The 13,931-nt window shown below is 62.1% G+C and carries 13 protein-coding genes and 1 pseudogene; 12 read left to right on the forward strand and 2 right to left on the reverse strand.

The features are described 5' to 3' along the window. Positions 1-75: 75 nt before the first annotated feature. Entirely contained in the window at positions 76-957 is an 882-nt protein-coding gene (locus AB0O89_RS14615; RefSeq protein ID WP_363499055.1) for an IS110 family transposase, read from the reverse strand. Between the two features lie 326 nt (positions 958-1,283). Between AB0O89_RS14615 and AB0O89_RS14620 the strand changes: the two genes are divergently transcribed. Next, positions 1,284-2,507: an IS256 family transposase gene (locus tag AB0O89_RS14620; RefSeq protein ID WP_363499058.1), complete on the forward strand. Its 1,224-nt coding sequence runs from the start codon at positions 1,284-1,286 to the stop codon at positions 2,505-2,507. 159 nt (positions 2,508-2,666) lie between these two features. On the opposite strand, the gene AB0O89_RS14625 is transcribed toward AB0O89_RS14620, so the two are convergent. Further along, positions 2,667-3,734, reverse strand: a complete 1,068-nt coding sequence (locus tag AB0O89_RS14625; protein WP_363499061.1) for an Ldh family oxidoreductase — start codon at positions 3,732-3,734, stop codon at positions 2,667-2,669. A 140-nt stretch (positions 3,735-3,874) separates the two neighbouring features. On the opposite strand from AB0O89_RS14625, the gene AB0O89_RS14630 reads away from it, so the two are divergent. The 11 genes and pseudogenes from AB0O89_RS14630 to AB0O89_RS14680 all read left to right on the forward strand — a co-directional run. After that, positions 3,875-4,681: an IclR family transcriptional regulator gene (locus AB0O89_RS14630; protein WP_363499064.1), complete on the forward strand. Its 807-nt coding sequence runs from the start codon at positions 3,875-3,877 to the stop codon at positions 4,679-4,681. Continuing rightward, on the forward strand, positions 4,678-5,349 hold the full coding sequence (locus AB0O89_RS14635) for a bifunctional 4-hydroxy-2-oxoglutarate aldolase/2-dehydro-3-deoxy-phosphogluconate aldolase (protein ID WP_363499067.1): 672 nt from the start codon (positions 4,678-4,680) through the stop codon (positions 5,347-5,349). The genes AB0O89_RS14630 and AB0O89_RS14635 overlap by 4 nt, the downstream gene beginning before the upstream one ends. Beyond that, entirely contained in the window at positions 5,346-6,323 is a 978-nt protein-coding gene (locus tag AB0O89_RS14640) for a sugar kinase (RefSeq protein ID WP_363499069.1), read from the forward strand. The genes AB0O89_RS14635 and AB0O89_RS14640 overlap by 4 nt, the downstream gene beginning before the upstream one ends. Positions 6,324-6,415: 92 nt before the next feature. Then, positions 6,416-6,682, forward strand: coding sequence for a hypothetical protein (locus tag AB0O89_RS14645; RefSeq protein ID WP_363499072.1), 267 nt, complete (start codon positions 6,416-6,418; stop codon positions 6,680-6,682). A 29-nt stretch (positions 6,683-6,711) separates the two neighbouring features. Then, entirely contained in the window at positions 6,712-7,641 is a 930-nt protein-coding gene (locus tag AB0O89_RS14650; protein ID WP_363499074.1) for a C-terminal binding protein, read from the forward strand. Next, a complete protein-coding gene (locus AB0O89_RS14655) occupies positions 7,632-8,534 on the forward strand; it encodes a sugar ABC transporter permease (RefSeq protein WP_363499086.1) in 903 nt (300 codons plus the stop codon). The genes AB0O89_RS14650 and AB0O89_RS14655 overlap by 10 nt, the downstream gene beginning before the upstream one ends. 56 nt (positions 8,535-8,590) lie before the next feature. Next, positions 8,591-9,460 (forward strand): carbohydrate ABC transporter permease, encoded by an 870-nt coding sequence (locus AB0O89_RS14660; protein ID WP_363499089.1) that lies wholly within the window; start codon positions 8,591-8,593, stop codon positions 9,458-9,460. 48 nt (positions 9,461-9,508) lie between these two features. Next, positions 9,509-10,852: a sugar ABC transporter substrate-binding protein gene (locus tag AB0O89_RS14665; protein ID WP_363499077.1), complete on the forward strand. Its 1,344-nt coding sequence runs from the start codon at positions 9,509-9,511 to the stop codon at positions 10,850-10,852. Positions 10,853-10,957: 105 nt separating this feature from the next. Continuing rightward, positions 10,958-12,994 carry a beta-galactosidase gene (locus tag AB0O89_RS14670; protein ID WP_363499080.1) on the forward strand — a complete coding sequence of 679 codons (2,037 nt, stop codon included), beginning with the start codon at positions 10,958-10,960 and terminating at the stop codon, positions 12,992-12,994. A gap of 367 nt (positions 12,995-13,361) precedes the next feature. Next, positions 13,362-13,667, forward strand: coding sequence for a transposase (locus tag AB0O89_RS14675; RefSeq protein WP_363499083.1), 306 nt, complete (start codon positions 13,362-13,364; stop codon positions 13,665-13,667). 5 nt (positions 13,668-13,672) lie between these two features. After that, positions 13,673-13,931, forward strand: a pseudogene (locus AB0O89_RS14680) (hypothetical protein); the annotation flags it as partial.

The following is a 13,931-nucleotide window of genomic DNA, read 5'->3' on the forward strand; positions in this document are numbered from 1 at the left end:
CCGTTAGTGCGTAACCCGCCGACCCCGAACCCCGGAAAATCAGGGCAGAACGACCAACGACCGCCGAATCAGCGCTCAAGTGGCACGAGTCAGGCCGGAGGAGGCGGGGATCGGGGCGACGCCGGCGAGAGCGGCGAAGCTCGCGCGGGTGCCGAGCCGCTCGGGGTTGTCGCCCGCGGCGACGAGGAGCGTCGCCGCGGTGACGGGGCCGACGCCGCTCAGCGACAGCAGCGTCGGATTGACCTGCCGGACGAGCACCTCCAGCTGTTGTTCGATGAGGTCGATCTCGGCTTGCATCGTGAGGTGCCGGACCGCGAACCGTCGCAGTGTCTGCCGGGCGACGACCTCAGGATCGGGGGACATGATTGTCCCGGGACGGGTTTTGGCGAGCGTGTTCACCAGACGCTGCCCGCTGAGCGCCCGGAACACCTGTCGCACGAGCTCGGGGGCTGTGATCAGCAGCGCATGGATCTGGTTCATCACTTGCGCCCTGGCCTTGGCCGCCGAGCGGCGCTCTGCGAGGAGGATCCGCATCGACTCGACCGCGCCATCGCCGGACTTCGGGATCGCGGTGTCCGTCCCCGCGAGGACAGCGACCGCTGCCTGGTGGGCGTCGAGCGGGTCGGACTTGCCGCGGCGACGGCGGGCTTGCCGGTCCTGCCTTGCGACTTCGACGACGGTCAGCCCCGCCGCGGTCAGCGCGCGTGCGAGACCAGCCCCATACGACCCCGTTCCCTCCACCCCGACGCGGACGACATCGCCGTGGGTGTGGAGGAACGCGACGATCTGCGCATATCCGCGACCGTCGGCGCGGAACTCTCGGTCCGCGACAGGTCTGCCAACGAGATCGAGGATCGCGACGTGATGCGTGTTCTTGTGCGTGTCGACCCCGGCAACCAGCTCGGCGTCCGGTGGTAGCAGGTTGGTGAGCGGCGGGTCGAGTGTCATGCTCGTCATTGACGGGATTCCCTTCCAACGGTGATGAACGTCACCGCGGGTCGGGTGAGTGCAGACAGCACAAAGGTGAGACGACTTCCCGGTCAGGCTCCTATCAAGTCATGTGCCCGCCCGGCCCGCAGCGACCCCGGCGTCGACGGACAGATCCACAAAAAGACAGCCGCGAACGGCGTCCGTGTAATTTCGGGTCACGCCGGCGCCAGAGCCGAATCCATCATCTCTGTGGAGATTCTGGCAGGGTCGCCGGCGTCGTAGACGTTGGTGAGCCATCGTGCGATGGTCAGTGAGTACCGATCAAAGTCACTCACAGGAAGACACAACGCACGATGGCTCTAGACCAGTCTGCCCTCCTCGAGCTCCTCGGGGAACTGAAACTCACCGACGTGTCCGACCGGATCCGGGTCGCGACCGAGACCCTCTATCAGGAGTTGATCGACGCGGAAGCGGCCGCGTTCATCGGCGCCGCCCCGTATGAACGCACTGCCGATCGGGTGACGGTCCGCAACGGCACCCGACCGAAGACCGTCAGCACGACGGCGGGTGATCTGGAGTTGCGGATCCCGAAGCTGCGCACCGGGTCGTTGTTCCCGTCACTGCTGGAACGACGCCGCCGGGTCGATCAGGCACTGTTCGCGGTCGTGATGGAGGCCTACGTCCACGGCGTCTCGACCCGCAAGGTCGATGACCTGGTGAAAGCGCTCGGCGTCGATACCGGGATCAGCAAGTCGGAGGTGTCGCGGATCTGCGCGAACCTGGACGACGATGTCGCCGCGTTCCGGGACCGGCCACTTGCCGACACCACGTACCCGTACGTGTTCCTCGACGCGACCTACTGCAAAGCCCGCGTCGGCCGGCGGGTTGTCTCGCAAGCAGTGGTCGTCGCGATCGGCGTCGCCGCGGACGGACGCCGGGAAGTGCTCGGGTTCGAGGTCGGCGAGACCGAATCACAGCCGTTCTGGACCACGTTCCTCCGCTCGTTGAAGGCGCGGGGGCTGGGCGGGGTGAAGCTCGTCATCTCCGACGCGCACACCGGGCTGATCGCCGCGGTCGACACGGTGTTCGCCGGCGCGAGTTGGCAGAGGTGCCGGGTTCATTTCATGAGGAATGTGCTCACCGCGGTCCCGAAGGCTGCCGGTCCGATGGTCGCGTCGATCATCCGCACGATCTTCGCGCAGCCCGATACCGAGCACGTGTTCACCCAGTTCCACGAGGTCGTCCGGATGCTGACCAGGTCGCATCCGAAGGTCGCCGGCATGCTCGAGGACGCGAAGGACGACCTGCTGGCGTTCTGCCAGTTCCCGTCCCAGCATTGGCGTCAGATCTGGTCGACGAATCCGTTGGAGCGGGTGAACAAGGAGATCAAACGCCGCACCGACGTCGTTGGGACGTTTCCCAACCCGGCCGCGCTGCTGCGCCTGGCCGGCCACGTCCTGATCGAGCAGCACGACGAATGGGACGGCGCCGACCGACGCTACTTCAGCGAGCACTCCATGGCGCTGCTGCTCGCGGAGACCGAGGAGGTGAGCATCCCGGAACTGACCGCGGCATAATCAGAAGCAGCTGACCCGCACGGTGTTGAGAAACTCCACCACGAAGCGGGACGTCACCCCCGGAGGCCTCTTCGGCGGTCTGGATACTTGTTTCAACCGCTTTTTCGGACTCGTCGGCAGTAGCACGAAGCCTTTCTGCCCGTGTTCCAGCCTAATTGCTCAATCTGTGAGTAGGTCCTGTTCCAGCCCAAGTTCCTGTGCGAGCTTGGCTATGTCCTCAAGGGTGGAGGCGGGCATGGGCATTTGCTCAGTGTTTTCCCGAGCCTTCTGGTGCTCTATGTCTCCTGGACTGAGAACTTTGCTGGACTCTTGTGCGGGGGTGACGTTTCGAAGCCGGTCTTGGAAACTGGCGGCCCGATGAATCGGGGATTCGTCGCCCTGAAGTCCGACTGGGTCTACGATCCAGAGCAAGTGCCCCGTACCCATTGGTGACGATGGGTCGTCCCACATGTCAGTGGTTTCTGCTGCGATGTTGCCTCCGGCGAGAGGCCCGGCAAGTAGCTCCAGCAGCACAGCGAGTCCTGAACCTTTGTGCCCGCCGAATGGCAGTAGGGCGCCGCTGAGGGCTGAATCTGGGTTAGTGGTGGGTTGACCCTTGGCGTCAACAGCCCACCCCGCCGGAATTGGATGGTGCTCCTTGCTTGCCTCGACTATGCGGCCGTAGGCGCCGTTGCTGGAGGCCATATCCAGGACCACGGGGTCATTTGCCCCTGTCGGAAAGGAAATGGTCAGTGGGTTAGTTCCGAGGACCTTTTCGGCTCCGCCGAACGGCGTGACTGATGCTCCAGTGGTTGATATCAGGAATGCAACCAGTCCCTCATTGGACAGCTGCGATGTCCAATAGGCTCCCGCTCCGTAGTGCGAACTGCCTCGCACGGCGACGACGGCTGTGGCGTGTTTGGCGACGAGCTGCCGCCCCTTCTCGAGGGCGTGGGCCATGGCGACTTGGCCGAAACCGTTTCCAGCGTCGAGGATGGCGGTCGCGCCCTGTTCACGGGCCCATTTCATTGTTGGCGATGGATTGATGCCTCCGGTTCGGACGGCCTGAACATAAAGCGGCAATCGCATCACTCCGTGTGAGTGGGTGCCCCGCCGGTCCGCTTCGACGAGTGATGTAGCAATAAGTTCCGCGTCATTGGCGGGCACACCGCCCCCTTGAAGAATTTGCGTGGCCGTACTTTGCAGTCTGGCAGGGGAAACAGTTGGGTTAGCGGCAAGTAAGGACATGGTCACTCCTCAGTAGTGGCTGGGGCCCGGCTTGCATTCAACGAAGAAAGTTGCCAGTATCGTTTCATCATCATATATGGAACAGCGTTTTGCAGTGCAAAACATGCATCGAAGCTCTGCCGAACGAATCGAGGGAGTCAATGACGACTGAACGTAACTCATCGAGTTCACTGCGTCGTGCGCTGGACCTGGTCGATGTCGTCGCCGAGTACCACGGGGATGGTGGGCCGACCCTGACGGAGCTGGCCCTGAAGGTCGAATTGCCCAAGAGCACCACGCTTCGGCTGCTGGCTCCCTTGCTCGAACACGGCTATGTGGAAAGCCACCCGCTGTCCGGTCGCTATCGCCTCGGACCGGCACTCGCGTGCCTCGGCACGAACTACCTCGAAGGACTCGACTTGCGCGCGACGGCCTCGGACTTGTTGCGGAAGTTGTCAGAGGAAACGGGTGAGACCGTGCATCTATCGGTACCCCAGGGAGTTTCCATGGTGTACATCGAGAAAGTGGAGGCGCCACAGCCCGTCCGAATGGCCTCGCGGGTAGGCAGCCAGGTTGCGATGTATAGCACTGCCAGTGGATGGGCGTACCTTGCCTTGGCTGATGACGCTGTGATGGAGGCCGTCATCATCGCTGGCCTCCCGCGGCGTACCGCGACGACACCGACAACCGCGGCAGAGCTGCGTGCAGCTGTTACAGCGACCCGCAAACGAGGGTACGCCATTGGTGACACGACGAACGAGGAACATATACGCGGAATTGGCGCTGCAATCGTCGACGAGACCTCTCGTCCTATCGCGGTCGTCAGCATTGTTGGTCCGGACTTCAGTATGACTCCTGAGCGCTTCGACGCCCTCGGACACCGGGCAATCGAGACGGCGCGAGCCATCTCGAACCGGCTTGGTGCACCCGCCCACCCTCTACACAATAGGAAGGCCTTAAACCTGTGAATTCCCTCGCCGTCACGCACGGACCGGTCCGTGTACCGATAAGCAAGGCGCTTCAAGAAACGCGCATTATTGCCATCCTTCGAGCAACTGATGCTTCCCGAGCAGAAGCCGTTGTCCACACTCTGATCGAAAACGGCGTCCGTTGCCTCGAACTCACAATGACAACAGCCGGCGCCCTGGACGTAATCCGTCGGCTCGCTTCACAGCTGCCTGACGATATTGACCTCGGAATGGGGACCGTCCTGAATGCTGATCACGTGGACCTCGCTTCCAACGCAGGGGCGCGGTTTGTGGTATCACCGGATGTCTCAACGGAGGTGATCAAAGCAGCCAATAGCGTCGGCCTGGCCAGCTATCCGGGCGCATTGACGCCCACGGAAATAGTCACCGCATGGAACGCGGGAGCAAGCGCCGTGAAATTGTTCCCGGGCGGCGCGCTGGGAATCGAATACCTCCGCGCACTGCGCGCCCCGCTACCCGATATCCCACTGATACCGACAGGCGCGGTAGACGTGGAAAACGTTGACGCGTGGCTGAGGGCCGGCGCCTCCGCCGTTGGCCTCGGTGGCTCTCTGATTGGCGACGCCATGACACCCAACGGCGACCTCACTGCCTTGGCACGTCGAACACGCTCTGTTTGCGCAGCAGTGTCGGAGCTGACGACGTGACCGGCACGAACCACAAACAGACGCCGGGGCTGGTCACGCTCGGAGAGACGCTCGGTTTGCTGGTAGCGCACGAAATCGGTCCGCTGGCGCTGGCCCCCAGCATGAAGCTGAGCATGGGCGGTGCAGAATCAAATGTTGCCATTGGAGTGGCACGTCTGGGACTTCCGGCAACCTGGATTGGCCGGCTCGGCCAGGATCCCGTTGGGGACTTGATTGAGCGGCATTTGCTTGCCGAGGGTGTCCGATGCATTGTGCACAGAGATTCAGCGCCCACCGCGCTGATGTTCCGGGAACGGCGTACTATCGGGTCCACCAACGTGACCTACTATCGGCAGGACTGCGCAGGGTCGCACCTGACACCAGGCGACCTGCCCGAGGGCGTCATTGAGAACGCCGGACTCCTGCACGTAACTGGCATCACCCCGGCCCTTGGCGCTCAGCCGGCCGCGGCGGTGCGTGAGGCTATACGCCGCGCGCACGCTGCCGGCGTCCCTGTATCGGTGGACCTCAATTTCCGTTCCAAACTCTGGAGCGCGGAAACTGCAGCGCCCGTGTTCCGTGAACTGATCACTAATGCAGACATCGTTTTCGCCGGTGACGATGAAGCAAGGATTGCTCTCGAACTCCCAACGGACGACGCTTCCACCCCGCAGGAACTCGCTGGCAAGCTAGGCAAGTTTGGGCCGCGGGAAGCGGTGGTAAAGCTGGGTCGAGACGGTGCCGTTGCCTTGATCAACGGCGCTCTGATCAACGTTCCTGCGGTACCAGTGCAGGCTGTGGACAGTGTCGGCGCCGGAGACGCCTTCGTCGCGGGCTATTTGGCAACCCGGATGGCAGGACAAAGGCCCGAAGAGTGCCTGCGAATAGCGGCAATAACGGGAGCTTTCGCCGTTATGGTGCCCGGTGACTGGGAAGCATTCCCCCGTCCCCACGAGCTAAATCTGCTCAACGCAACCGAAGACGTACGCCGATAGCAAGATTCCCGCTACGAGCTCGTCGTCGCGGCCTCAAACTACCTGCCCATCCTTTTTCAGCATTCCCTACCCCACCCTGAAAGGCAGCCTCGATGGCAACCCAAGATCGCAAAGAAGCGACTCTGAGCGATGATGCACTCATCCGCGCCTTCCCCACCAAATATCTGCCAGCCCCGAAGCTCCGTGAACTGCCCGCCGCGCCCCATAGGCGTCAACAGTGGCGGTTCGTCGGTCCCGGCATCGTTGCCGCCGGCGTTGGCATGGCCAGTGGCGAGTTCATTCTTTTCCCCTACATCGCCTCCCAGGTGGGACTCGCGGTCCTGACGATTCAGCAGCAGATCGTCAACCTACTTAACTAGGTCACACCTCCCGAAAGGATTGGCACTTCATGCGCATTGTCGTCACTGACTGCGATCACCCCGATATCGACATTGAACGACGCCTCGCTGCTGAGGCCGGTATTGAAATCCGGCTCGAACAATGCCGTACAGAAGAGGACGTCATCTCCCGCTGTGCTGACGCTGATGGCCTGTTGGTACAGTACGCGCAGATCACCCCACGTGTGTTCGATGCCTTGCCCAACCTGCAGGTCATCAGCCGATACGGCGTTGGAGTTGACACCATCGACCTGGAGGCCGCCGGCCGGCACAACGTTTTGGTGAAAAACGTACCGGACTATGGCACCGAGGAAGTCAGCGACCATGCTCTGGCCTTGTTGCTGACCCTGTCACGGGCCACGGCACAGTACGACAGGTCCGTGCGCGCCGGCGCCTGGGATGCGGGGGTCGCTCAACCCTTGCACAGGATCCGCGGCCGGGTACTGGGAGTCGTCGGCTTCGGCGCGATCGGCCGTGCCGTCGCCCGCAAAGCGGCAGCTTTCGGCTATCGAGTCATCGCCCACGACGTACTGGCTACCCCCGGAACCACCGCAGAGGATGGCACCGAATTTGTACGCTTCGATGAGTTGCTTCATCGCGCTCACGCCGTCACCCTGCATGCCCCCCATATACCCGCAACGCATCATCTGCTCAACAAGGACGCACTCCTGCAGATGCGCCCCGATGCTTTCGTGATCAACACTGCACGAGGCGCGCTCATTGACACCGAGGCTTTGGTCGAGGTCCTCGACACGGGGCATCTTGCAGGAGCCGCGCTCGATGTTTTGGAGTCTGAGCCCCCGAAGCCTAATGAGCGGCTGATAGGTCATCCGCGGGTGCTGGTTACTCCCCACGCCGCGTGGTACTCGGAGGAGTCCACCGCAGCACTCAAGGAATTGTGCGTCCGGAACGTACTGAACGTATTGGATGGATCACAGTGACCAGTTCGAACACGGCGCTTGCACGGCGTTCCAAACAGAGCTGGTCCGGGTGGCTGTTCATCGGCCCCTTCATGGCAATCTTCGCGCTGGTCTTCCTGGCACCGATCGCCTACTCGATCTATCTCAGCTTCTTCCGCAACCGGCTGGTCGGCGGCAACAGCTTCGTAGGGTTCGCCAACTACACCCAGGCCCTCAGCGATCCGCAGTTCTGGTCCGCCGTGGGCCGGGTGACCCTGTTCCTCTCGGTGCAGGTGCCCGTGATGCTCTTGATCGCCCTGTGCGTGGCCCTGGCTTTGGACAGCGGAAGGGTCTACGGCAAGTCCTTCTTCCGCATTTCGATCTTCCTGCCCTACGCCGTTCCTGCGGTCGTCGCCAGCCTCATGTGGGGTTTCATGTACGGGACGCGGTTCGGCCTGGTAGGGAATATCAACAGCGCCCTCGGAATCAAGATCCCCGACCCGCTCGCCCCGGAGCTGATACTCGCCTCAATCGGCAACATCGTGACGTGGGAGTTCATCGGCTACAACATGCTGATCTTCTACGCCGCCCTCCGCGTGATCCCGAAGTCTCTCTACGAGGCCGCGGAGATCGACGGTGCCAGCCAATTCCACCTGATCACCGCGATCAAGATCCCCGCCATCCGCGGCGCTCTGGTAGTTGCCTCCATTTTCTCGGTAATCGGCAGCTTCCAGCTCTTCAACGAACCCAGCATCCTGCAAAGCCTCGCACCGAACTCCATCTCCACCTACTTCACCCCCAACCTCTATGCCTACTCGCTGAGCTTCTCCGGCCAGCAGCACAACTACTCTGCCACCGTGGCCATCATCATGGGCATCATCACCATGATCGTCGCTTACGCCGTGCAGCTGCGCGGCACGCGGAAGGAAAGCTGAGCATGAACGTCGCCGTCGAACCCACCACCAGGGCCCGCAAGCCCGGATACGTGCGGATGAGGAGCACCCGCCGCGGCATTGACAACCCGAAGCGAAACCTCCTTCTGACCATCCTCACCGGCCTCATCCTCATCTACAGCCTGGTCCCGCTGGTCTGGCTGTTCATCAACGCCTCCAAGACCCAGGCCGATCTCTTCACCTCATTCGGCCTCTGGTTCAGCGGGGACTTCGCCCTGTTTTCCAACATTGCCGACACCCTCAGCTACGACGACGGCATCTTCGGACGCTGGTTCCTGAACACCGTGCTGTACGTCGTGCTCGGCGCAGGCGGGGCAACGTTCCTGTCCCTCCTCGGCGGCTATGCCCTGGCAAAGTTCAACTTCCCGGGTAAGAAGGCTGTAGCCGCGGTCGTCATCGGCGCGGTGGCTGTGCCCGGCACCGCCTTGGCTGTCCCCACCTTCCTGATGTTCAGCGAAATGGGCCTCACCAACACGCCGTGGTCAGTGATCATCCCGTCCCTCATCTCACCATTTGGCCTGTATCTAATGTGGACTTTCGCCTCCGAGTCCATCCCCACCGAACTGCTCGAGTCGGCCCGCATGGACGGCGCCGGCGAATTCCGCACCTTCTTCCAAATCTGCCTGCCGCTGCTCGGCCCGGGCATCGTGACGGTGCTGCTCTTTGACATGGTAGCCACCTGGAATAACTACTTCCTGCCGCTCATCATGCTCAAAGACCCCGCCTGGTACCCGCTGACCCTCGGTCTGAACGCCTGGAACGCGCAGGCAGCGACGGCGGGCGGCGACGCGATCTTCAACCTCGTAATCACCGGCGCTCTCCTCACCATCCTTCCGCTGATCGCAGCCTTCCTGCTGCTCCAGCGCTACTGGCAGTCCGGCCTCAGCGCCGGCGCCGTCAAAGAATAACCCCCACTGAAAAACACCTTGCGAAAACAATGAAGTGAAAGGAAACCCATGAAGAGCAAGATTTTCCCGGCGGTGCTGCGAGGTTCTGCACTCGCCCTCGCGGCCTCCCTCGCCCTCACCGCCTGCAGTGGCGGGTCCTCTACCAACGACAAGACGGAACCCGTCAGTAAAGACCAGATCCAGGCGGCCCTCGAAAAGGGCGGTGACCTCACCGTCTGGGCTTGGGAACCGACCCTGAAAAAGGTCGTGGAGGACTTCGAGGCCAAGTATCCGAACGTCAACGTTGAACTCGCCAATGTGGGCACCGGTAGCAAGCACTACATCGCGCTGCAGAACGCGATCACCGCCGGATCCGGCGTCCCCGATGTTGCACAGATTGAGTACTACGCCCTGCCACAGTTCGCACTCAGCGAGTCGATCACGGACCTAACGGCATTCGGTGCCGCCGATCTGGACGGATCGTTCACTCCCGGTACATGGAACTCCGTCCAGGCCGGCGAAGGCGTCTACGGCCTCCCCATGGACTCCGGCCCCATGGCCTTGTTCTACAACAAGGAACTCTTCGACAAACACGGCATAGAGGTGCCTGCCACGTGGGATGGATACGTGGAGGCGGCGCGCAAGCTGCATCAGGCGGACCCTAACGTCTACATCACTGCCGATGATGGGGAGGCAGGTTTTGTCAACAGCCTCATTTGGCAGGGCGGGGGACAGCCCTACAAAGTTGATGGTGACAAGGTCAGCATCGACTTCTCGGATAAGGCATCCACCCGCTTTGCCGAAACCTGGCAAAAGCTCATTGACGAGGACCTGATCGCGCCGATCAATTCGTGGAGTGACGAGTGGTACCAGGGCATGAATAACGGCACTATCGCCACCTTGGCCTTTGGTGCCTGGATGCCGGCGAACCTGAAGTCAGGTGTAGCTGACGGGGCCGGCAAGTGGCGCGTTGCACCGCTTCCCCAGTGGGAAGAAGGCGGAAAGGCAAGCGCTGAAATCGGCGGCAGTTCACTCGCCATCCTGGCAGCCAGCGAGAAGTCGGCCCTCGCCTACGCCTTCCTTGACTACGCGAACGTAGGCGACGGCGTGCAGACCCGCGTCGACGGTGGTGCTTTCCCCGCAACAACGGAAACCCTTGAGTCACAGGATTTCCTGAACGCCAAGTTCGACTACTTCGGCGGCCAGCAGGCGAACCAGATCTTTGCTGAATCAGCCGCAAACGTCAATAAAGGTTGGACCTACCTGCCGTTCCAGGTTTACAGCAACAGCATCTTCAACGACACCGTCGGCCAGGCCTATGTTTCCGATCTGCCCCTAGTCAAGGGCCTCGCAGATTGGGAGGAAGCCTCAAAGAACTACGGCAAGCAGCAGGGCTTCACGATTGCCGACTAAGTAAGACACGAAAAAATTCAGCTGGGCCATGCCGCCGGAGGAGAAAATCGCCCTCCGGCGGCATGGCCACACCCTTGACACACCGTTTTCTTCCCTAGAGAGCTCATGACCCCTTCATACCGCTGGCTTCGATGGCCCGAACGTTCAGAAACGCGCCGCCTCGCGTACGGCGCCGATTACAACCCGGAGCAGTGGCCACGGGAAGTGTGGGCTGAAGACGTACGACTCATGCAGGAAGCTGGAGTCAACATAGTCTCCCTGGCGATCTTCTCGTGGGCACGCCTCCAGCCCGAGCGGGACACCTGGACCTTCGACTGGCTCGACGAGGTTATCGACCTCCTGCACGCAAACGGCATAGCCGTCGACCTTGCCACCGCCACCGCCTCCCCACCGCCCTGGCTCGCCACCGAGCACCCCGAGATCCTCCCCGTCACGCAAAACGGCAGTACGCTCTGGCCCGGTGCCCGCCAGCACTGGCGGCCCACCAGCCCCGTCTTTCGCGAACACGCACTCAAACTCGTCGCAGCGATGGCCGAACGCTACAAAGACCACCCCGCCGTCTGCGCCTGGCACGTCTCCAACGAACTCGGCTGCCACAACATCTATGACTACTCCGACGACGCCGCCCGCGCCTTCCGTGAGTGGCTGCAGGCCCGCTACGGTACGCTCGACGAGCTCAATCACTCGTGGGGAACAAACTTCTGGTCACAGCGCTACAGCGATTGGAACCAGATTCTTCCGCCCCGCCAGGCCGCCTCCCATCCCAACCCCACCCAGCAACTGGACTTCAAGCGGTTTTCCTCCGATGCCCTGAAGCAATACCTGTGCGAGGAACGCGACATCCTGCACCGGATAACTCCGGACATACCAGTGACCACCAACTTCATGGTGATGAAGCATCAAAAGGGTATGGACTACGCGGACTGGGCCGCCGAGGTCGACTTCGTTTCCAACGACCACTACGTCATCCCCGGTCCTCAGGATCTGGATGAGTTGTCCTTCTCCGCCAACCTGACCAGCAATATCGCTGGCGGCAAGCCCTGGTTCCTCATGGAGCACTCCACCTCAGCCGTGAACTGGCAGCCCATCAACCTCCCGAAAAAGCCGGGCGCCCTGGTGCGGGACTCCCTCACACATGTCGCGCACGGCGCGGACGCCGTTTGCTTCTTCCAGTGGCGCCAGTCCAAAGCCGGAGCCGAAAAATACCACTCCGCCATGGTGCCGCACGCCGGGGGTAACAGCAAGATATTTGAGGCCATTAAAGGCCTGGGCAGCACTCTAAAGGACCTCGCCCCCATAGTCGGCAGCACGCGAAAGCAGGCCCGCGCCGCGATCATCTTCGACTGGGAATCCTGGTGGGCATCAGAGCTGGACTCACACCCTTCCGAACGCCTGCGCTACAAGCAAGAAGTCCTCGACTGGTACTCCGCGTTCCTCGACCTCGGCATTCGAGTCGACGTCGTACCCGTGGCCTCTCGCTTCGAGGACTATTCACTCGTGGTGGCGCCGATCCTCCACATTGTGCCGCAGGAGCTGGCCTGGCGGCTTGAGCAATATGTCCAGACCGGGGGACACCTGGTCACAACCTACTTCTCAGGCATCGTCGACCAGAACGACCATGCCTGGCTCGGCGGCTACCCGGGCGCACTAAAAGATCTGCTCGGCATCCAGATCGAGGAGTTCGGGCCGCTGCCGGACGACACCAGCGTCGAACTCGACACAGGCACCAGCGGAACGCTGTGGGCAGACCGGATAACGGCGTGCTCGGAGGATGTCGATGTCATCCACCGCTTCATCTCCGAAGACTACGAAGGCGAGCCCGCAGTCACACGGCGATCCGTTGGCTCCGGCTCGGCCGGCTACGTTGCTACGCGGCTTGGTCCTGTCGGCTTGCAACCGGTGCTGAAACACTTCGTACAACATGCGGGCATTGAGCCTGAGTTGCCAGCCGAGCTTGCCGGCTCCGTCGAACTGGCCCTGCGGACAAACGGCACCGAAGACTTCGTCTTCATCATCAATCGAACCGACGCCATGGTGGATGCCAGCAGCGTCCAGGGCACCGTGCTCATCGGCGCCACCGATCCTGGAAACCTCAAGCTTGGGCCGCGTGGTGTCGTCGTCTTGAGCAGGTCAGTCAGGTAGCATCCGGTTAGATTTCGGCCCTCCACATCCTGTCTGGGGGCAACGTGGACGCAAGACCCAACTTCGCTTCCTAAACCACCGGCAGACGTTGGACTGAGCCATCACTGGTCGAGCAGAAGCGCTACCCGTCCAGCTACATAGACTCCGTCAATTGCGAAGGGAGCATGCGCGTCCAGACTCGGCGAACGAATGTACTCTCCATCACGAACGGGGGAACGGGGCTTAGCCCGCGTTTCCCCAGTTCTTTGCGCCGGTGAACCGTATTAACGGACAAGTGTTGCAGAAAAACCAGCGCGAATGGCCACTCCCCGGCCCTGTTTGAATCGGCCTGACTTTCGTTCCGTTTTTCAAGCAAGGATGGAACTCGATGAACAGGAAGTACTCGCCGGAGATGCGTGAGCGCGCGCTGCGGATGCTCGCCGAGGCGCGGCCGGAGCACCCGAACATGATGAGCGCGGTCCGTCACGTGGCCGGTCTGCTGGGGATGAGCCCGGAGACGTTGCGGTTGTGGCAGCGCCGCTACGAGGTCGACGCCGGTGCCAAGCCCGGTGTCACGACTGACGCGGCGGCGCGGATCAAGCAGCTGGAGAAGGAGGTCTCGGAGTTGCGGAAGGCGAACGAGATCCTCAAGGCCGCGAGCGTGTTTTTCGCGAAGGAGCTCGACCGCCCCTGACCGAGATGATCCGGTTCATCAATGAGCACCGGGATCGTTTCGGGGTCGAGCTCATCTGCCGTGTCCTGCGACCGGCAGTGCAGGGCTTCCTCACCTCCCGCGGCTACCGCGCCGCCATCGGCCGTGCGCCGTCCGCGCGGCAGCTCCGCGACGACCTCCTCGTCCCGGACCTGACTCGCGCCAAGTTAGTGCGTGACGCTCGCGGCGACGGCGTCGAGGATGGCTTGCGCCGTGTCGCCGGGTGGGGTCTTCGCTACGATCTCG

The organism is Microbacterium sp. NPDC076895 (assembly GCF_040687115.1).
Lineage (GTDB): Bacteria > Actinomycetota > Actinomycetes > Actinomycetales > Microbacteriaceae > Microbacterium.

Coding starts and splice junctions, on each gene's coding strand:
- AB0O89_RS14615 (WP_363499055.1), bottom strand. CDS start 957: ATGACGAGCATGACACTCGACCCGCCGCTCACCAACCTGCTACCACCG.
- AB0O89_RS14620 (WP_363499058.1), top strand. CDS start 1,284: ATGGCTCTAGACCAGTCTGCCCTCCTCGAGCTCCTCGGGGAACTGAAA.
- AB0O89_RS14625 (WP_363499061.1), bottom strand. CDS start 3,734: ATGTCCTTACTTGCCGCTAACCCAACTGTTTCCCCTGCCAGACTGCAA.
- AB0O89_RS14630 (WP_363499064.1), top strand. CDS start 3,875: ATGACGACTGAACGTAACTCATCGAGTTCACTGCGTCGTGCGCTGGAC.
- AB0O89_RS14645 (WP_363499072.1), top strand. CDS start 6,416: ATGGCAACCCAAGATCGCAAAGAAGCGACTCTGAGCGATGATGCACTC.
- AB0O89_RS14650 (WP_363499074.1), top strand. CDS start 6,712: ATGCGCATTGTCGTCACTGACTGCGATCACCCCGATATCGACATTGAA.
- AB0O89_RS14660 (WP_363499089.1), top strand. CDS start 8,591: ATGAGGAGCACCCGCCGCGGCATTGACAACCCGAAGCGAAACCTCCTT.
- AB0O89_RS14665 (WP_363499077.1), top strand. CDS start 9,509: ATGAAGAGCAAGATTTTCCCGGCGGTGCTGCGAGGTTCTGCACTCGCC.
- AB0O89_RS14670 (WP_363499080.1), top strand. CDS start 10,958: ATGACCCCTTCATACCGCTGGCTTCGATGGCCCGAACGTTCAGAAACG.
- AB0O89_RS14675 (WP_363499083.1), top strand. CDS start 13,362: ATGAACAGGAAGTACTCGCCGGAGATGCGTGAGCGCGCGCTGCGGATG.